Genomic DNA, 20,139 nt, shown 5'->3' with positions numbered 1-20,139 from the left:
ATGATGAAATCAACACATCTGCAAAAGAATTTCAAAAATTTAATAGTTTAAATTCCCCATATATTAATTTCTTGTTCATGTAGTCATTATCCTTCTGGCAAATTAGAGATATCCAGCTCGTTACAAGCTAAAAAGGGAAAAGCTCCTAAGAGCTTCTCCCTTAACCTCGTACATAAAATTAATGAATCGTTAGATTAAAACCGCTCTGAATATAATTCAGATTCGGATAAGCAATGTTGGAAGTTGTCAGGTTATTAAAGGTTGCCGCACCATTGCCTGTATAGGTGTAAATAGCTGCACCTTTATGTGGACCTGAGAACCGTGAAGTTGTTATTCCATCAAGTCCTGTACCGTTAATATTGATGTTGTTGAACACGATGTTCTCGAATCCACCACCATATCCAAATTGAATCGCATCACGCTGGGTATTAATGATGTCTATGTTGTTAAATGTAACGTTCTTGATAGCATCATTTGATGCTTCAAGATCAATTGCGCCACGTTCACCCCCATAAAGATCTTTACTCGTGCCACTGTTAATAATGGTTGTATCTGAGAAAACTACACCCGTATTATTCTGGAAATGATAACCTGGAAAAACGGTATTCATACGTATGCCGGAACCACCAACTGTATCAATGATATAGTTATGATCAGCCTTATGACCACTTCCTCCAAAGAAAGCAATCGCTGCCGCACGCCAGTTATTCTCAATGGTGTTATACGAGAAGGTATTATTCACACCAGCAGGTGCACCATTTGTGTTACTGGTCCATACTGCAAGACCATCGTCACCATTATTTCGCACACTGCTATTGCGTACAATTGAATTGCTAGTACCTTGCGAGAAGTTGATGCCGTCTGCAAGATTGTTCCGAATCCGACTGTTTTCAACTACCAGCCCGTTAGCATAAATCGCAGGTGTATGAGCGTAGTCGCCTACCCACATTCCGCATTCAAAATGCTCTACCCAGACATCATGGATAATAGAGTTGGTTCCAAAGTTATCCATAAAACCTTTGTAAATTGCATTTTGCCCATAACGTGAGCGCAAATTAGAATTCATATATACATTACTGAAATCTAGCCTACCTGAAATACGGAGTGAAATACCACCGCCCGCAGCATTAGGATTGGTGAACTGAATATTGGTGTGCCAGAGACCAGCACCAGTAATAGTGAGGTTATTGATCATATTACTAGCAGAACCAATCTCCCACATACTGCTAAGATTAAAGGTTCCTGCTGGAATATAAATAGACTTTCCGCTTGCCACGGCTGCATTTACAGTAGCTTTAAAAGCTGCCAGATCATCTTGTCCGTCGTTTGCCACAGCACCGTAATCTGTTACAGATACGGAGTTAGCTGGGCGGGCAATTGCTGTTGGAACAGATTCAATTTCAATGAAATCCACACCATATTCCAAGCTATCTCCATTGTTCTTCTGGATTCGAATCTTGTCCCCAGGTTGGAGGGGTGTATCCATCTTCCAGTGAACTTCATCAAAACGGAATAGTGGACGTCCTGCACTAGGTGTATCGCCAGGCATATCACCTGAGAAATACTGCCAGCTGTAGTATGAGGTTAAGGAAACTGTTTTTACTTTCGCTCCATTCACATACACATCCAGTGAACCATTCAATCCCATCCCATCTGCAGAGTCAGGCATTGTAAATCTCATCGTTACACCTGCGCCGCCTTGACCCTGTCTGACCGTCCACTCTAAGTTCGAACCATTCGAAGGAAGAGCTATATAACGCTGGCCAGAAGCTTCAGAAGCGATTAATGCTTGATCAAAGGTTGGCGCCGATTTCAATGTCGCGCCACCCCCGAGAGTAGCATCCTCGGTATCATATCGACTATACGGCATGCTTGCACCACGCGCAGCATAGACAACGAGATTAGAAACACTTACATTATTCGCTTGCTTGGCAGCTATCTCAGTAGCATCCACTTCAACAGTAGTGGTGACTGTGTAGTTACCATTAATCGCTGTCCAAGTCCCTGGAATCGCAACATTAACTGATGCCCCCGCTGCTAAGGCACCGTTATAAGATCCATTAAAGGTTTGAATAGTGGAACCCGCAGAGTTTTTAAGAACAACGCTTAGACCATGTGAACCACTTGCAGTGGTGATGGTTCCTTGATTCTTAAGATTTACATTGAACGTTACATTGTTATTAGCAACAGGATTACTTGGCGTCCATGTAACAGTTCCCACTAAGTCAGAGCTGGACACTGGAGCGATAATAAGTGAGGCTGGGTTCGTGTAGCTGTTATTCGCTTCATTTTGTTCGATAACTAGGTTGTCTTCATCAACTTTGGCACTAACTGAATACGTTGCGGCAGGCTTAACTCCTGCGGTAAGTGTCATCGATGCTGTTGTCGATGCTCCAGTTGCTAGTACACCTACCGGAGCTGAGCCTACAAGCTCATTATTCAAATAGAAATTAACAGTAGTAGCTGATGAGTTGGCATTGCCGATATTCTTTACGATTGCATTCAGCGTAATCGCATTAGACTCAACCGGATTCGTTGGTGACCAGGACATGCCAGCAATCACCAAATCCGGATTCGGAGCTGGAGTACCGTACACTTCAAATTCGGCGATCTGTCCAGCTGGAGCACCCGAGTTGGCAGTAATATTAAGCTGTAGACGTTTGACAGTTGCGGTAACAGGAATGGTTACTGTATTTCCTGAAGCTGGATTAAACGAATACGATTGTGCTGACACCAGATTCCCAAATGTCGTTGTGTTTTGATTGTGACCGAGCACTTGAATCGTTTGGGTACGTGCTCCCCATGCAGCGGTTGGATTTAACTTTAGAACGATTGAGGAAACATTGTAGTTTGACCCCAGGTCAAGTATCAATGAACTAGGATTACTGCCACCTTCCCAGTATGTGTTGGTGTTGTTGTCATTAGCATTTGCTGCCACAAATGATTGCGTATTAGAGGATGCGGTAATCGATTTGCCAACCGCGATATTACTGCCCGCAACAGGCGTAGCCGTTGGCGTTGCTGTCGGTATGGCTGTTGGCGTTGGTGTGACAGTTGGCGTTGGTGTGGCTGTTGGCGTTGGTATGGCTGTCGGTGTGGCTGTTGGCGTTGGCGTTGCTGTCGGTATGGCTGTTGGCGTTGGTGTGACAGTTGGCGTTGGTGTGGCTGTTGGACTTGGTGTGGCTGTCGGTGTGGCTGTTGGCGTCGGTGTTGGTGTGCTAGCTCCATAAATTTCGAATTCAGATACTTGCGCTGCCGGCCAACCCGTATTGCCTGTTACATTCAGGCGTACATAACGAGTGCTGGTTGCTGAAAAATCAATCTTAACGGTGTTCCCTCCTGCTGAAGGATTGAACACATAATCAGCTGAACCAACAATGTCAGTGAATGTAGATCCATTTGTGCTGCCTTGAACGGCGAGTGTTTGCGTACGCGTCTCCCAGCCCGTTGGCAGCTTCAATACGATTTGGTCAATACTTGTCTCTGTACCGAGATCAACTTGGATCCATTGCGGAAATGCATTATTGCTGCTTTCCCAATACGTCTCTTGATTGCTGTCTTTCACATTGTTTGGACTGTACGTTTGTGATTGACCGCTAGCCGTTACAGTTTTGCCCAGCGTCAAATTCGCGCCACCAGAGGCACTAACAAATGTGAACGGACCCGCTGCCAGGTATAAACTTGAAATCAACAGGGTTACTACAAGCGACCATACGACATACTTGTTGCGCATTATAATCCTCCTCTTAATGTAGATTATCACTAACGTGTCACCCTATCTGAGTGCTCAAATGATAGCGTTTACATTCAAATTCATCTCAGAGCACATTAAATAACAACCGATCCTCCTTTCAATGTGAGACACTTTCATTATAGAGAAAGAACAGTTCAAGCTATAAGATGTAATTCTACGGAAAAGATATGTGATACCAATATCGCCAAACTACCCTAAATATGGAATCTATCAACATCACGCCAATCAAATATAGGCCTGATTTCTCAGGCCCTTGTTTTTTATAAAGATTAGCTTGTGGTTTTAAGTTCTTTTTCATCAGCTGAATCTGGAGAGTTTAATAAAACTACACCTCCAACTATTAATACTATGCCTGCAAGTGTAAGCACACTAAATGGATCCCCCCATATTACTATGCCAACGATAGCGGTTAGAACTGTACCTACACCTGCCCAAATCGCATAAGCTAAGCTTAAAGGTAAAACTCTGAGACTTATAGACAAACTATAAAATGCGATTATAAAACCAATAATAACACCTATAGTAGGCAATATTTGTGTGAACCCTTCTGACATTTTCAGCATAGTTGTACCTATTACTTCGCTTATAATAGCTACCCCTAGTACCAAAAAACCCTTATTCTTGTTCATAATAATTCCTCCAAGCTCTAATGAGATCCACCAGAAAGTTTCATAATGACTACTCCACCAATGATAAGAATCAGACCGAGTAATTTCTTCAGATTGAATTTTTCTTTATAAATGATTACTCCTATTAACGCAGTTAAAGCCGTACCTACCCCCGACCAAATAGCATAAGCCGTCCCTAGAGGAATCGTTGAAAGCGCTAAAGAAAGACAATAAAAGGCTGAACCCATGCCGAGTACGACTCCTATTGAAGGTAAAATCTTTTTAAACCCGTTAGAAACCTTAAGCATGGAGCTACCAAATACCTCGCAGATAATCGCTGTTGCCAGTAACAGATATGAATTCAACAATAGCCCCTCCTTACTCCGTCATGTTTATTAATTCTTGAATCACTTTACTGCGTAACTCCTTATCTAAAACTCCTAATCCGAACATTTCTGAATACCATAAACCGTCCGCTGCCAGCCTGACAATCGTTGAACGTACAGGATCTATTCCATCGTTCTCTATATTGTTTTGCCATACTGAGTATTGATCTTGAAATTTCTTAAGGATATCCGGATTCGTAAAAAGAGCAGCCGAAAGCGCTGTGCTAATCTCCTGCTCTTCCTTAAGATCGTCGTCAATCGCCTGAACAAACGCTCGTCCCCACTTCCCCGTTTCTCTAGATGCATTCGCTACTCTTTCTTGAACATTACTGAAAAAATCGCTTGTTAACTCTTCCACCATACTTTTTATTAAAGCTTCCTTATTCGGAAAATGGTGCAGCAGTCCACCTTTACTGACCCCGGCTTCTTTGGCAACAGCTTCAAGCGTAAGCTTCTCCACCCCATTATTTTTAACAACAATAGAAGCTGCTAATAAAATACTACTTCGTTTTGAATTACTGTTCACGATAATCACCTCTGTTATTTACTATACCGTCTGGACGGTTTTATTGTCAAATAAAAAATCATTATCTTAGAGCAAAAAAAGCCTGGTAATCCAGGCCTCCAACATTTTTAAATCAATTACATTAAATTTTTAATATACCAAGCATCACAAGCAAAATGCTCCGACCCAGCAAGTGGTTTTTCTAAAAGCTCAAATCCATTTTTTGTGTAGAAACGGTTGGCTGCGTGCATGTTTTGCAGTGTCTCCAAATAACATTGGTTGTAATGAAGCTTGGCAAAGTCCAGCGCTGTATTTAAAAGTTCGTTGGCTATCCCGTTACCTCTAATCGACTGAGATAAATACATTTTTTGCAACTCACATATCTTGTCATCATTCCCGAAAGGAGCAATTCCACAACCTCCCAATACTTCCCCTCCCTCTTCAACAACCCAATAAGCCCGATTCTCACTATGATTATAATAATCTGATAAATGATGCAGGCTGTCATCCTCCCAGGCGAGACCCGCGCGATTCCCGCCAAACTCAATTAGGCAGTCCCTGATGACCTTTTCAATGGAGCTATTATCTTTCATTTGTAATAGTCGGATATTCATGAGTAACGTTCTCCTATCTTTCGATTAGCTTTCTTCAGTTATTATATTGTATCAGCCTTCAGAATGGATAATTATAATGGGAATCAAACATAATATAGAGAAATTTATTTAGGAGGGGCTTCAATGAAAATGGCAGCTAAGCAGCTCTCGATTGCAGCATTAGGCGGGGTTCATGAAATCGGTAAAAATATGTATATCCTGCAATACGCAGATGACATTGTCGTTATTGATTGCGGCTCTAAATTTCCAGATGAAAGTCTTTTAGGAATTGACCTAATTATTCCTGATGTTTCGTATTTATTAAATAATATTGATAAGGTACAAGCATTGGTGGTTACTCATGGACATGAGGATCATATCGGTGGGATTCCTTACCTGCTTAAACAGTTGAATATCCCGATATATGCTTCCCGTTTAACCCTAGGATTAATCGAAAATAAACTTAGGGAACATGGGATTTTACGACAAACGAAACTCAATTGTATTGATTCAGAATCTACTTTAACCCTGGGTGCCATTACTACAACATTTTTTAATACAAATCATAGCATTCCAGATTGCCTTGGCGTAGTATTCGATACACCTGAAGGTACCGTAGTTCATACGGGAGACTTCAAATTTGACATGACGCCCGTCAACAAGCAGTATCCAGATATACATAAAATGGCCGATATCGGTAAAAAGGGTGTAAAGATCCTGCTTTCAGAAAGCACCAATGCTGAGCGCCCTGGCTTCACCCCTTCTGAGAAGCTTGTTGGCGCTCACATAGAAGAAGCCTTTTTAAAAGCAGAACGTAGAATTTTTATTTCTACCTTCGCCTCAAATGTACATCGTCTACAGCAGATCATTGATGCTTCTCATTTAACTGAACGTAAATTGACCTTACTCGGCAGAAGTATGGTTAATGTAGTCGGAGTAGCCCAAGAGCTCGGTTACTTAAACATTCCGGACAATATGCTGATCGAACCTGCAGAAGCTGCTAAGCTTCCTCCGGCTCAGGTAACTGTTTTATGTACAGGCAGTCAAGGAGAGCCCATGGCCGCCCTCTCACGCTTAGCGAACTCAAGCCATCGATTGATGGAGATCCAGGCTGGGGACACGGTTCTGCTCGCAGCCAATCCCATCCCAGGAAATGAAAGAAATGTTTCAAGGATTGTCGATAATTTATATATGCTGGGTGCTAAAGTCATCTATGGTTCACGCAGTGAGCTTCACGTCTCAGGGCATGGTAGCCAAGAGGAACTTAAGCTAATGCTGACTCTAATGAAACCTGAATACTTTATTCCGATCCATGGTGAATACCGCATGCTGCATCATCACAGCTTGTTAGCGGAGGCGGTAGGCGTCAAACCAGAAAATATCTTTATTCTAAAAAATGGGGACATCGTCGAGTCATCGTCTGGTGTTGTCCGCCAATCCGGTCGAGTGACTGCTGGGCAAATTCTAGTGGATGGCCTTGGGATCGGTGATATTGGAAATGTTGTGCTTCGCGATCGTCGCCAGCTGTCAGCAGACGGCATACTGATTACGGTGATTACACTGAGCCAAACCGATGGACGTCTATTAAATGAGCCGGACACCATTTCCAGGGGATTCGTTTATGTCCGTAACTCCGATAATTTAATGGACGAGATCAACCAGCATGTAACATCGACCCTTAAAAAGATGAACGAAACTGATCTCGGCCAATGGAATATCATCAAGCAGACCATCAAAGAATCATTAAGTAAGTTCCTATACGAGAAAACGAAACGGCGTCCAATGATCCTTCCAATCATCATTGAGGTTTAATGTAGGAATGCATCCAAATAGATATTGGCGGATTCTCACTCCATTATGAGTAAGAATTCGCCTTTTTGTGTTTTATAGTTTTAATACTCTTCTTTTATATATTCTGCTGATAGTATTAGATTCAGGTGCAAATTTCTACATACTGAAGTACAACTAAGCAAGAATTATCAAAATCCCTTTAAATAGATGAGGTATATTAAGACCAGAACAAGGAGGTGATCAGGCTGTATTACAAGATGATTCACAATAGTATTGAATTTATTGAGAACCATTTGGAAGAAGAAGAATTGAATCTGGACAGAATTGCGAAAGAGGCTGGATTCTCCAAATATCATTTCCATCGGCTCTTTCAGAAATATGTCGGCAAAAGTGTAGCTGAATACATTCGTTCCCGTAGGTTGAGTTCTGCTGCCCAACTGCTGCTCTATTCCGAAGAACGCATTCTAGATATTGCACTTCTTTATGGTTTTGATAGTCAAGAGGCTTTTACAAGAGCTTTTAAAGGACATTATGTTCTCCCCCCAGCCCAATACAGGTCACAGATAAAACTATTGATTCAGGAAAGAGAGGAATTTACCATGTCCGAAATTAAAGGTTGGTTCATCACCGGAACATCTCCCAGCAAATATAAGGCATCATTAGATATGCAGATTTACCATAAGGGAAGGAACTCTGTATCACTGGAATGCGCAGAAACTGAACCACTCGAAGGGAACGAATTCGGTACTCTAATGCAGCAGTTTGACGCAAAAAATTATCTTGGGAAACGGATGCGGTTTGCCGGCTTTATCCGGACCGAAGAAGTAAGCGACTGGTGCGGCTTATGGATGCGTATTGATGACAAGCTCCAGAATATGCTGGGTTTTGACAACATGCAGTACAGAAGTATTAAAGGAACTGCTTCCTGGAATTTTTACGCTTGTGTGCTGGATATCCCGGCAGAGGCGGATTGTATCAACATAGGTATTCTCCTATCCGGATCCGGAAAGATTTGGCTGGATGACTGCACCTTTGAAGAAGTAGGCCTGGACGTTCCCGTCACTGATTCCCGTGCACGGACAGAAGAATTTCCGACGGAACCGCAGAATCTGAAGTTTGAAGCCTAAAGTTTGCTTACCGGCGGAAAGTTTTGAGGAGTGATCTATTGTTTGTGTTAATTATGGAAATCATGAAGACGGCCATTCAATTTTTGACGGATTTGTTATCTGGGAATCTGCCAAAATACTTTTACCTCTGGTGTGGTCTATTTATGCTATTTGTAATCATCTACGCCTATCTTGAGGTACGGATGAAATATAAATCAGTCGATTTTATAAAAGGCATCTGCATTGAAAGTGTCTCCCATCTTGCAGGCTGGATCATCGGTATCCTAGTAACCTTGTGTAGTTACATTATCCATCCTCAGTGGTGTTTTTGCGTTACTGTTCAAGATTTCTCAGAGAGATGGAATCATTGCCTCAGACGCCAATTTTAATCGTCACAGTTAATGCAGATGGTGCCTCGGGATAAAAAAACAGGATACCCTTCGGAGAATCGAAGTAAGGTATCCTATTTAAGATTCGTTAATTGAACTCGTATAATTAGAATACTTTCGTCGTCCAATCTTCGCAATTCCAGATATCTGTTACGATGTCCTGATAAAAATCGGGTTCGTGAGAAATCATAAGAATGCTTCCTTTGTATGCTTTTAGAGCGCGTTTCAGTTCATCTTTGGCATCGATATCCAAGTGGTTTGTCGGCTCATCTAATACGAGAATATTGGTTTCGCTATTAATGAGCTTACATAGACGCACTTTGGCTTTTTCCCCACCACTTAGAACAGCAATCTTACTCTCAATATGCTTCGTAGTTAATCCGCATTTAGCAAGGGCAGCACGTACTTCGAATTGTGACAGAGACGGGAACGTGTCCCAGATTTCCTCAATACAAGTCTTGTAATTGCCTTCCTTCATCTCTTGCTCAAAATAGCCAATCTCCTGATGGTATCCACGTTCTACCGAACCGGACAATGCAGAGATTTCACCTAAAATGCTGCGCAGCAAAGTTGTTTTACCAATTCCGTTTGCCCCAACCAACGCGATCTTCTGTCCACGCTCCATCAGCAAATTAAGCGGTCTGGACAATGGAGAATCGTAGCCGATAACCAATTCTTTTGCTTCGAAAATCATCTTGCCCGCAGTTTTACCTTCTTTAAAGTTAAACTGTGGTTTCGGTTTCTCCTTGGCAATCTCGATGATCTCCATCTTGTCGAGCTTCTTCTGTCTGGACATTGCCATATTACGGGTTGCCACGCTGGCTTTATTACGAGCTACGAAATCCTTCAGCTCTGCTATTTCTTGCTTTTGACGATTATAAGCAGATTCAAGCTGTTGTTTTCTCATTTCGTAGACTTGTTGGAATTGCTCATAATCACCCACATAGCGGGTCAGCTTTTGATTTTCCATATGGTAGATCAGGTTAATAACGCTGTTCAAGAATGGCATATCGTGAGAGATCAGAATAAAGGCATTATCATACTCTTGAAGATAACGTCTCAGCCACTCAATATGCTGCTCATCCAGATAGTTGGTAGGCTCATCGAGGAGCAAAATATCTGGTTTTTCAAGCAATAGCTTCGCAAGCAAGATTTTGGTACGTTGACCACCACTAAGATCGGCTACATCACGATCCAATCCAATGTCAGTGATCCCTAGTCCACGCGCAGTTTCTTGTACTTTCGCATCAATCATGTAAAAATCTTGATTTGTAAGTGTATCTTGGATGGTACCTACTTCTTCAAGCAGCTTTTCCAGCTCTTCAGGTGAAACGTCACCCATTCTGCCGTACATATCATTCATCTCTTGCTCCAGATCAAACAGGTATTGAAAGGCACTTCTGAGTACGTCTTGAATCGTCATTCCTTTGGTTAACACAGCATGCTGATCGAGGTAGCCAACACGCACCCGCTTGGACCATTCGACTTTACCCTCATCAGGTTGCAGTTTGCCTGTAACAATATTCATAAAAGTGGATTTTCCTTCGCCGTTAGCGCCGAATAATCCGATATGCTCGCCTTTTAGGAGACGGAATGAAACATCCTTAAAAATCGCACGATCCCCAAAGCCATGACTTAATCCTTCAACATTTAATATGCTCATTTATGGACACCTTTTTCTTATTTTTCTCGCTATATTATAAGCAGGATTAACTAAAAACTCAATGGAGAAGCAAAAAATTATCATTTTTCAGGCTAATTTGCGAACAATTTTAGTTTTTGTGGACCGTCACTTGCCGAGATTAGGTTTGCGCTGGCGATCGCTCGTCATCTTTTATATGATAGTATGCATAGATACACTTTGGAGTTGACTTGAGAACTAAGGAGAATTAGAAATGAATAAACTTGTATTTTTTCTTGGTCCAGCTGGAGCAGGCAAAACAACGTTAGCTAAAGCGATTGCTTCGCGGCGCAAAATACCATTTTTCGATATGGATATTCTGCTACGGCCTGCTGCCGACGCCATAATGACTTTACACGGACTGGATCCGGCAGATAGAGACTCAGCAGAGTACAAAAGGTTATGCCGCGATTTAGGTTATCGAATCACTATGGATGCTGCGCTGGATAATATAGGCTTGTACGTCGATGCTTTTGTGGTTGGTCCCTTCACCAAAGAGGCGGCCAATCCTGACTGGATCAGCAATGAGTTAGTTCGGATCGGACGTTCCCTCCTTGATGTTGAAGTCAAGGTTGTCTTGGTAGGTTTAGCCAACGAGGAATTGTACCGGGAACGAATTCAAGACAGACAATCACCACTAGATGAATGGAAGTTCCAGCATTGGAATGAATTCCGCACTTCTCTTGGCAACCGTACGGTAGCATGGCCGCTCCCGGCTGAAAATATTGCGTTGATCGATAATTCTAACCCGGATATTAATGCTACCGTTGCGGCAGTAGAGCGATTTATTTACGTCTAAACTTTCGGACCCAGATGACGTTATTTCCGCTTTTATCAGCTTTTGCGCAGAGTTTCGGACCCCAGTGCAGCTATTCGTTAGAAAAGAGTGCTTGGGGAGTGTTTTTCGTGCCAATAGCGACGATGTGGTCCGTTAGGATTGCAAAAGTGCGATAATGCTGCGTTTAGGGTCAGCTGAGTCCGATAGCTGCTGCGTCCCCCGTAAAATAATGACATCAAACGATGTTTAAGGCTTTGACAAAGAGTTTTGGCTAAACTTTTGGACTCAGATGACGCTAGTTCCACATTTATCAACTTTTGCGCAGAGTTTCGGAACGCAGATGACGTTATTCCCAGAATTCTTTTATTGAATATACTTCTGACTGACCAAATCATCAGCAAGCACCGCGGTTGGTATCACAAATTCAACGGAGCCCATATAACCCGGTGCGACATCGTATTTATTAAACACAATCACAAGCTTACCTTCGGTATTGATATAAAAGCTTTGATCCTTCGTAATGGATGTAAACTGATCCGTTGGCACATCATCGCCATACTCAGGGATCCAGTAAACTTTCTCAGAGTCTGCTTTCATTTGAGCAATCATCTGTTCTTTAATATTTTCGCTGATGCGCTCAATGTATTGATCATCTTTAAATAACATTGGTAATGTAATAAGGATCTGATTTTCTTTGTCTATCGTATCAAAAGTAACTTCCATTGAAGATGAACCAGCGGTTTCCTCAACATATCTGCCAATGGAGAAAATATGCTCATTATCCGTTTTCACTTCATAACCAACATCCAGCCCCAAATGGCCCCCACCTTGTTCCTTCAACGCTTCGATCTCCGCTTGGAACTTTTCGTATAGTGCTTTATTCTCACTTAAATATTTGCTGTTCAATCCAAGCTCCAGTTCTTTGTTCTCCATATCCGTTACGGCTGGAACTTTGATATTAGCATCGTAGTTCTCTTCTTCTACAACGTATTCTTTAATAGTTAGCACTTTTATTATCCGATCAACGCCTGGGATGGAAGATAATGCACTAGCTACGGTTGTACTGGTGTTTATGGCTACTAGAAAAATAACTGCGGCCGCTCCAACACTAGCCACCCACTTAGTTGTTGTGTGTTTTTTTCTATTGGCTTTAAGTGACTGCTTTATAGAGCGGTTTACAATCAAATCAAGTTCATCCGGAATGGGAATATCGGTATACTCTTTATGTAATTCTTGTATTCTTTCGTCCATCTTACTTTATCTCCTTTAAGGCTTCATCATTCAGCTTCACTCGCAATAACTGAAGGGCCTGATACAGCCTTGTCTTTATTGTATTGGTGTTCTCATTAAGAACTTCAGCCACTTCATTAATCTTCATATCCTCAAAATATCTAAGCACGATCACACTTCGGTATTTCGCCGGCAGCTCTTCCAGTGTTCTTTTCAAATCCATATCTGTATAGTTATCCTCAACAGCCGGACTATAGGTTTCTATTATCTCTGGCTCCATCGTCTGAACCTTCTTGTTTCTGCGCAAAAAGTCTAAAGAGGTATTCACGACAATCCTGTAAAACCAGCTTTTCACGGCATCGTGATCCTTTAGCAAATCCATTCGTGTCATCGCTTTATAAATAGAATCCTGCACAATGTCGAGGGCATCCTCTTTGTTTTTCACATAACTGTAAGCAAGCCGGTATACATTTTCTTTGTTTTCTTTGATACATCGCGTCAATATTTTCTCGGTTTTCCTATTCAACATGGTCGATTATCCTTCTCTGTTTGTGATCTGGTGTTGTAACAGGAGTAAGACGTTTGGTGAGTATAAAAAAGTTTGGAGATTCCAAATAAATTATTTATTTTCTTTTTCCAAAGCTTTAATTAGAATTGATGCATAATACTTGGCACCCTCACGTTTCAGATGAACACCATCTTTGTAGAAGTAGTCGTCTTTTCCTTCACTAGCTGAGTACCAGTCTACTATGGTCGTATTCCTGAATTCACTGGAAACTTTTGAAAGGGTGGAATTCACAGTCTGCTCCCACTTTCTCGGCACACGTGTATTGACCAAAATAATCTGCTCCGCATCGCTTAACGAGTTTAATAGTTTACGTAATTGCTTGGAGTTAAAAGCTCCATTCGTCCCCAGCTCTATGATCATCCGCTTCCCTAACCGTCCTTCTGCTCTAAGCTGATCAACCACCTCCTGTGCCTGCATCATCTGTCTGCCGACCTTTCCATCGATAACAATACCAGGGAGACTTTCTACCAAAAATGGTGCCGCATCCAAAATGACAGAATCGCCAATGGCCGTAATATTCTTTCCGGTTTGATTTTTTTCGGTTACCGCTATGTTTCTTTCTGGTTCAGCTTGTTTCTCTTCAGTGTCAGGTTTTTGCTTCTCAACATCCGTCGTATCTTTTTCTACGGGTGGTGCCAATGAGTTGTGATCTATTGGATCTTGCGCTGTTCCTTCTTGCTGTACATTCTGCTTATCTGCAACTTCGATTGTAGGCGTGTCAGATTCAGCATTGGATAAATATCCATTGCAGGCAATCGGAATAAGAATCAAAAAGATCATGGTCATAAGAAAGACTGGGCGGTAGCTGCGGCGTTGTTTCGCACTCCAATGGTTCCAAATGTTTCTTAATGATCCCCGCCGGAGCGGCTCCTCCACATATTTGTATGATAAGGCTGCCAGTAGAAAACTTCCTGCTAACTGAAGGATCATACGAAGCACGCCGCTCTCATCTGGATTCCCATTAGGGCTGGTAAGAATAATTACGGGATAATGCCAAAGGTATAAGCTATATGAACGTACACCTATCCATCGCAAAGGTTTGCAGCCTATTTTCCGGCCAAGAGAACTGGCAGGATGAGCAAGCACGGCAATCACTACTGCAGTAATGATAGAGATGATCAAAAATCCACCACGATATAGTGATTCATCAAATTCGTTAATCCGGTAAACTAGCACCATTAATACCAGCAGTCCCAGAGCACCAATGATATCAAACATATAACGAGATCTTTCTGTGACTGTATTTTTAAGTTTCTGACTAGGCCATGCAACGGCAAGCGCCGCTCCAACTAGAAGTGCAAATATGCGAGTATCTGTTCCATAATAGACCCTGCTTGGATCTGTGCCCGGTACATAGAACATAGCCATGGCTAAAGCTGAGACAGCAGCACAAGCCAGAATCCAGGCAGTAAGTTTACCTCGACGAGGTATGATCTTTAGTCCTAATACGAGCAGCAGCGGCCATAGAATATAAAACTGTTCTTCAATAGAAAGTGACCATAAATGTCCGATCGGTGAAGGAGGTCCAAAGCTTTCGAAGTACGAAACATCATGAAATATTAACCACCAGTTATTAACGTAAAATAGTGATGACATGAAATCTCCTGTCAGCCCATTTAATCTCGTGGGATCTATGATTAAGAGCCATAAGGTGACAACGATCAGCATGACTATCGTCGCCGGCAGCAACCTCCGTGCTCTACGTATCCAAAAGTCCAGAAGGTCCAATCTTCGATGACGCTCCCATTGGTTAATGATTTGGTCTGTGATGAGATAACCCGAGATCACAAAAAAGATTCCCACTCCCAGCAGTCCACCCCCAGCCCATTTCAAATTCAAATGATAGGCTATGACAGCGAGTACAGAAAAAGCTCTTAGTCCATCAATTCCAGGCATATAACGCTTGTTGTCATTCATTCTGTTTCAGTCCTTACCCTTAATTTGTTGTTCATAGGCAGGACGCAGGAGTAGCACAAAAAGTTCTTTTAACTGGTTATTCTGTTATCAAAAGTAAAAAAACACCCGCGCAAGAATTACCCTGCGGGATGTTTTTAAAAAATCTAACTACTTTCACAAACTTCTAAAAGGTTATTTCTGAACTTCAACCTGTAGAATTTCTGATACGAATTGAACAGGTACATAGGTTTTGTTATCTTGTAGAACAGGTGCAGCACCTAAAGCTTTAGGAGTCATTTTTGCGAAGAAGTATGAATCTTTGTTAAGCGTAACACTTGTCCACTGTGCACCTTTCATCAATTCAGCGGTTTTGGTAGACTGATTCCATTTCAATTCATAGTTTAGTTGACTGGCCACATCACGAAGCGATACCATGAGCACGCCTTTCTTATTCGTGAAAGTAGCTACTTTTTTCAAATCTAGCTTGGTTGTATCCGTTGAACTATGATTTAAGCTGAACCGAAACTCTGGTGAACCTACATAACCTGGTGCAATGCTGTATTTAGGGAATACGATTACTAAGTTACCTTTATCGATATAGAACGACTGCTCAGTTGAAGTTCCTGTGTACTCTTCTAAGAAATACTTATCTGAATCCTTTTTAATTTCTGCCAGAATGTCTGCATCGAGCTTCTCTTTGTAGTTAGCGCCCAGTAGATCCGTTAGTGTAACAGGTTCTGCCTCAGCTATATTTTTCACATTATAAGTATCGATCCGCGGCATGCTTGTTCCACCTTCAGAGCCTTCAGTAGTAACAGTCAAAGAGATAACGCCTGCTGGAGAACCTGTTCCATCTGATTTCAGATCATAAGTAATGTAAAGAGTATAAGGATGAAATTCCATTTGATCAGCCTGTGCTTTTTTGCCCATTTCTGCAGCGTCTTTCTCCCATTGTGCCAGATCCTTTTCAGCATGAGAGAGGATAATATCGTTCAGTTCATCTTGATAATGAGTATCCAGCATTCCTGTTAGCTGTGGTACTTTTAAATCTGCAATCAGGTATTTACTTGTTGTGTTAAGTACTTTTTCTTGTACTTTAATGCCAGCAAGGGCTGGTATCTTGGACGGTAAAGCCGCAGAAACATTAGCTGTTACTTGTGTGGAAACCATAGCATGAACCGGTAAAGAAGCTGCACTCACTCCCATAATGGCTACACATCCCACTGCACTCATTTTAAATAGATTTTTTGTTCTTTTGTTCATATCTCGTCATCCTCCATCTCTATTTATAAGTGCCTTCCGATGACACTCATTAGCTAGGACGCAGGAGGACCTCTAAAAAGTTTGCTGGTTTTCTAATTTAAATATAATTTCTTCAACTTCTGTACCCCGTAACTCTACGTAAAAAGGCTGTACCTCATCATTTAGACAATACTCCAGCCGCAGTCTGAGGTTTTTCCATGTGACCATTTCTAATGCTTGTTCTATCGAGAAAAACCCAACTTCTAAGCTCTCGGAACTAGTAGCAGGTTCGCCGCCGATGGCATTCCCTAGAAATAGGTTAGTACAAATAGATCGATCAACATTTTGAAAAACTCCGCAGAACTTATTAATCTCTATATCAATGCCCGATTCTTCTTTGGCTTCCCTGATTGCTGCTTCTATAAGGGACTCCTCCTCTTCAACCTGTCCGCCTGGCATCTCCCAGCCTCTACGTGGACCTTTTATTAATAAGATTTCTTCTTGATCATTGAATACAACTGTAGCTGCTGAAAGAATATGTTTGGGGGGATTCATATCCATTGTTACCTCGCTCTAAATTTATTCTAAGCCCTAATTAATTCTGAATACAGGTCCTTTGGGTGAGAAAGGCAAGTCATTACCCTTGGGCAAAATATAAGCATGGTCTCTTTTAAGGATCAGCTTGTCACAATAACCATCTGTAATAATTAGAAGCGGTCCTTTTTTCGGGAAATCCTCAGCTTGTTGAATCAAATCAATAGCTGGTTGTAAGATCGTTCCCCCTCTTCCCTTCACTTGTACCCGATCCGCGATAGCCTCGGGGGGCATGTAACCTGCATCATAAGGACAAGCATCACAAAAGATAATCCGTGCAAAAGGAACATCACGAGCCTGCGCATAACTTGAAATAGCCCCTAATGCTTTGGCCAGAAGTTTTTTATCCATTGAGCCTGAGGTATCTAAAATAACTCCAAAAGTACGGCCATCATCTGCAGCACCGCTATGAACCCACTGTGGTCGAGGGATATCAGGCGTAGAAGATTGACGTCTGCTAATTCGTGAATAAGATCTGGTCTTCTCAAGCGGTGAAAAATAATGATCAAACCACCGTGCAAGCTCTACATCCCATTTAATAGGTGGCTGGCCCAGCGCTCTAATCTCTTCAACTAGGCCTGATGGCAAAAGACCGCGACTTTGCTCTTCATGATACATAAGTCCCTGTTGCATAGCATTTTTACAGAAATCATCTAACGTTTGTCCTTCTCTCGCATCCCAAAAACTTGATGAACCGTTATCTAAAATGTCACCGAGTCCATTCCCTCTTAAGGTTGCCAGTTTCTTATAAGTGCGGATATCTCCGACCATACGATCATAAATCGTTTCAGCAGATAAACCTTTAAGCTCAGGATCTAATAAGAGTCCAATTCGCGGATACTCCCCTACACTCATTTCCACTAGCCATAAATTTATAACGTAGTCACAAGCCACATTCCAAAGATAATGATCCCGGCCAAGACATCGCTCGTGATGCTGAAGCCCCGCATGCAGAAGCTCATGCGCCATCACGAAAATACACTCCTCATCGTTTAGTCCAGCTGCAGGGTTCATGAATATTTTGCGATCAATAACGTCAATGGCAGCTATGGAAATATCTAATCGCCGACATATCGCTGGATCTTCTATAATCTCAAAGCCGGCGGCAAGCGCTCCTAATAAAGGATATCTGTCCATAAACCATCGTTTTGCCCGTTGTGGAGCTGTTAATGAAAGTGCAGGGTCACTAATAGTATTAGCATGTCCTCCAGCAACACTTACTGCATTCGTCACAGCATTAGATAACCCATAAGCAAAATAGGCTTCCCAATCCGGTGCTTTTCCCCAGTATCTTTTGGTGGCATCTCTAACATTCATATCCAGTTTTGAAACACCCGCAGTCCCAAAATATCTGGAGTTGTCCGGAATTCCTTTTATCATAAACTGCTCGTAAAGCTGTTGTTCATCTTTAATTGTAAGATCAATTCGCGACTCCATATCTGCGGGTATTTTCCCAAACTTCAAGTCATTTAAAAACTTTGCTATGTACACATCACATGCAACGTTCCACGCCACTTGATTCTCTTTAATCTTTAAATGTCCAAGACCTAAATGAAGAAAACAATGTGCCAAAACGTACATCCATTCAGCAACCTCGCCACGCCGTTTAGGATGAGTGTAAATATAACCGTTATTAGTGACAATTGCCCAGCCGTCTTCAGGATAGGGACTATTTTCATTATGGATAATCGAAGCTCGAACAGATAACGGCGCAAAAATAGGATGATCCGCGATTAACGAACATGCTTCATTAAAATTTTTCAAAGCGGGATTATCTGGAGTTGTTTTTTTAGCCATATTTACCCCCGCTCTTTTATTGCAAGACGTGGTAAATCACGTACAATTTCAACCATTAACCAATCTGGAATATTATCACTTTGCTCCTGCTTAGCAACTACTAGCTGTGCAATTTCAAAGCTAATGACGGACAGGTCTTTAATCAGCTTTTTAACCGTATGTGCAAATTGGCGATGTCCATCTCGTACGTTATCTTTAATCGGAGGGAGTTCTTTGATAATCTGGGCACGCAAGGATTGCGCCAGAAAATACAGGAGATCCCGATCTTCTGGAGCCGTTGGAAATGAGGATTTACCATCTATAATTTGATTAAGTTCATATTTTCCAGTTAGATTTTTATAAAAAGCCCTGAATTGTGTGGCGTGAGAAGGTGTCAGTGAACCATTCGCTAAAATCCCCACGGTATCCACATTTATATCATCGCCAAACTCATGTAGTGCATCACTAAGCATATGCCAAGAGCGTGGCGTGGAGAAAGGCTCTTCAGTCTTTGGAGGTGCACTCCACAAATGATTGGGACGCAATTCCAGATATTCAATAACCATAGGATGAATGCTATGCTCATATGCCCAAGAGATCCAATTTTGAAACGATACATTTAACTGTATATGGAACATCCGATTGATAAGCGCGGAGGACATAGGTTTAACAATTGCACTATCTTGTGCACGGTTACCAGCTCCTATTACTATAGAGCCCTCAGGTAGTTGATAATCGCCGATGCGGCGTTCGTGGATGAGACTATAAAAAGCTTTTTGCACCTCTTGAGAACAGGCATTAAGCTCGTCCAGGAACAAACAATATGGTTCATCCCGAGCAATCATTTTTGGAGGACAGAATTGGCTCTTACCGTTAACGATTTGCGGGACTCCAATGATGTCTTCAGGTGCTAATTGAGAACCTAATAGTGACACACAAGGAAGACCCACCTGATCAGCAAAAGCTTCTACTAGCGAAGATTTCCCAATACCAGGCGCCCCCCAGATAAAAACAGGGCGAATCACAGAAACGTTTAGAAGTACTTGCATAAGTTGAATAGGTGTTACAGGAGTTGCTAGATTCAAATAAATGCTCCTTTTTTAATGAAATGATAATAACGATAACTATACACAGTATAACAAATAATTCATTAGCTCAGGAACGAACTTCAACAACAACACTCTATTTCATTCGAAAAAAACAAACCTTTTCTTGACGAGATATAAAAAAGGATGATATATT

Annotated in this window: 17 protein-coding genes; 4 read left to right on the top strand and 13 right to left on the bottom strand. The window is 41.9% G+C overall.

Features of this window, described 5'->3' with window-relative positions; translation table 11 throughout:
* Positions 1-178: 178 nt before the first annotated feature.
* From PODO_RS14205 to PODO_RS14185, 5 genes are all read right to left on the bottom strand, one after another.
* A complete protein-coding gene (locus PODO_RS14205) occupies positions 179-3,733 on the bottom strand; it encodes a discoidin domain-containing protein (protein ID WP_038570899.1) in 3,555 nt (1,184 codons plus the stop codon).
* 290 nt (positions 3,734-4,023) lie between these two features.
* Positions 4,024-4,383 carry a DMT family transporter gene (locus PODO_RS14200; RefSeq protein WP_038570897.1) on the bottom strand — a complete coding sequence of 120 codons (360 nt, stop codon included), beginning with the start codon at positions 4,381-4,383 and terminating at the stop codon, positions 4,024-4,026.
* Between the two features lie 17 nt (positions 4,384-4,400).
* Complete coding sequence (locus tag PODO_RS14195) at positions 4,401-4,727, bottom strand: DMT family transporter (RefSeq protein WP_038570894.1); 327 nt, start codon at positions 4,725-4,727, stop codon at positions 4,401-4,403.
* A 13-nt stretch (positions 4,728-4,740) separates the two neighbouring features.
* Entirely contained in the window at positions 4,741-5,274 is a 534-nt protein-coding gene (locus PODO_RS14190; protein ID WP_036677976.1) for a TetR/AcrR family transcriptional regulator, read from the bottom strand.
* Between the two features lie 116 nt (positions 5,275-5,390).
* On the bottom strand, positions 5,391-5,867 hold the full coding sequence (locus tag PODO_RS14185) for a GNAT family N-acetyltransferase (RefSeq protein WP_038570891.1): 477 nt from the start codon (positions 5,865-5,867) through the stop codon (positions 5,391-5,393).
* Positions 5,868-5,990: 123 nt separating this feature from the next.
* Between PODO_RS14185 and PODO_RS14180 the strand changes: the two genes are divergently transcribed.
* The 3 genes from PODO_RS14180 to PODO_RS14170 all read left to right on the top strand — a co-directional run bounded on the left by PODO_RS14180 (position 5,991) and on the right by PODO_RS14170 (position 9,132).
* Positions 5,991-7,658, top strand: coding sequence for a ribonuclease J (locus tag PODO_RS14180; protein WP_244886483.1), 1,668 nt, complete (start codon positions 5,991-5,993; stop codon positions 7,656-7,658).
* Between the two features lie 236 nt (positions 7,659-7,894).
* Positions 7,895-8,764: a helix-turn-helix transcriptional regulator gene (locus PODO_RS14175; RefSeq protein WP_038570889.1), complete on the top strand. Its 870-nt coding sequence runs from the start codon at positions 7,895-7,897 to the stop codon at positions 8,762-8,764.
* A 44-nt stretch (positions 8,765-8,808) separates the two neighbouring features.
* Positions 8,809-9,132, top strand: coding sequence for a DUF5823 family protein (locus tag PODO_RS14170; protein ID WP_235219403.1), 324 nt, complete (start codon positions 8,809-8,811; stop codon positions 9,130-9,132).
* Positions 9,133-9,238: 106 nt separating this feature from the next.
* Here the strand turns inward: PODO_RS14170 and PODO_RS14165 are convergent, their stop codons facing one another.
* Positions 9,239-10,795 carry an ABC-F family ATP-binding cassette domain-containing protein gene (locus PODO_RS14165; RefSeq protein WP_036677991.1) on the bottom strand — a complete coding sequence of 519 codons (1,557 nt, stop codon included), beginning with the start codon at positions 10,793-10,795 and terminating at the stop codon, positions 9,239-9,241.
* A gap of 232 nt (positions 10,796-11,027) precedes the next feature.
* On the opposite strand from PODO_RS14165, the gene PODO_RS14160 reads away from it, so the two are divergent.
* Positions 11,028-11,612 (top strand): P-loop nucleotide/nucleoside kinase family protein, encoded by a 585-nt coding sequence (locus PODO_RS14160; protein WP_038570886.1) that lies wholly within the window; start codon positions 11,028-11,030, stop codon positions 11,610-11,612.
* Positions 11,613-11,954: 342 nt separating this feature from the next.
* On the opposite strand, the gene rsiV is transcribed toward PODO_RS14160, so the two are convergent.
* From rsiV to PODO_RS14125, 7 genes are all read right to left on the bottom strand, one after another.
* On the bottom strand, positions 11,955-12,842 hold the full coding sequence (gene rsiV / locus PODO_RS14155; protein WP_036677997.1) for an anti-sigma-V factor RsiV: 888 nt from the start codon (positions 12,840-12,842) through the stop codon (positions 11,955-11,957).
* 1 nt (position 12,843) lies between these two features.
* Complete coding sequence (locus PODO_RS14150) at positions 12,844-13,350, bottom strand: RNA polymerase sigma factor SigV (RefSeq protein ID WP_038570883.1); 507 nt, start codon at positions 13,348-13,350, stop codon at positions 12,844-12,846.
* Positions 13,351-13,440: 90 nt separating this feature from the next.
* On the bottom strand, positions 13,441-15,306 hold the full coding sequence (locus tag PODO_RS14145; protein WP_038570880.1) for an acyltransferase family protein: 1,866 nt from the start codon (positions 15,304-15,306) through the stop codon (positions 13,441-13,443).
* Between the two features lie 171 nt (positions 15,307-15,477).
* On the bottom strand, positions 15,478-16,548 hold the full coding sequence (locus tag PODO_RS14140; RefSeq protein ID WP_052097024.1) for a stalk domain-containing protein: 1,071 nt from the start codon (positions 16,546-16,548) through the stop codon (positions 15,478-15,480).
* Between the two features lie 72 nt (positions 16,549-16,620).
* Positions 16,621-17,082: an NUDIX hydrolase gene (locus tag PODO_RS14135; protein WP_052097483.1), complete on the bottom strand. Its 462-nt coding sequence runs from the start codon at positions 17,080-17,082 to the stop codon at positions 16,621-16,623.
* 36 nt (positions 17,083-17,118) lie between these two features.
* Positions 17,119-18,918 carry a vWA domain-containing protein gene (locus PODO_RS14130; protein ID WP_038570877.1) on the bottom strand — a complete coding sequence of 600 codons (1,800 nt, stop codon included), beginning with the start codon at positions 18,916-18,918 and terminating at the stop codon, positions 17,119-17,121.
* A 2-nt stretch (positions 18,919-18,920) separates the two neighbouring features.
* Complete coding sequence (locus tag PODO_RS14125; RefSeq protein WP_038570875.1) at positions 18,921-19,982, bottom strand: AAA family ATPase; 1,062 nt, start codon at positions 19,980-19,982, stop codon at positions 18,921-18,923.
* Positions 19,983-20,139: the final 157 nt, after the last annotated feature.

The organism is Paenibacillus odorifer (assembly GCF_000758725.1).
GTDB lineage: Bacteria > Bacillota > Bacilli > Paenibacillales > Paenibacillaceae > Paenibacillus_AQ > Paenibacillus_AQ odorifer.
This window is presented reverse-complemented; position numbering and strand designations above follow the sequence as displayed.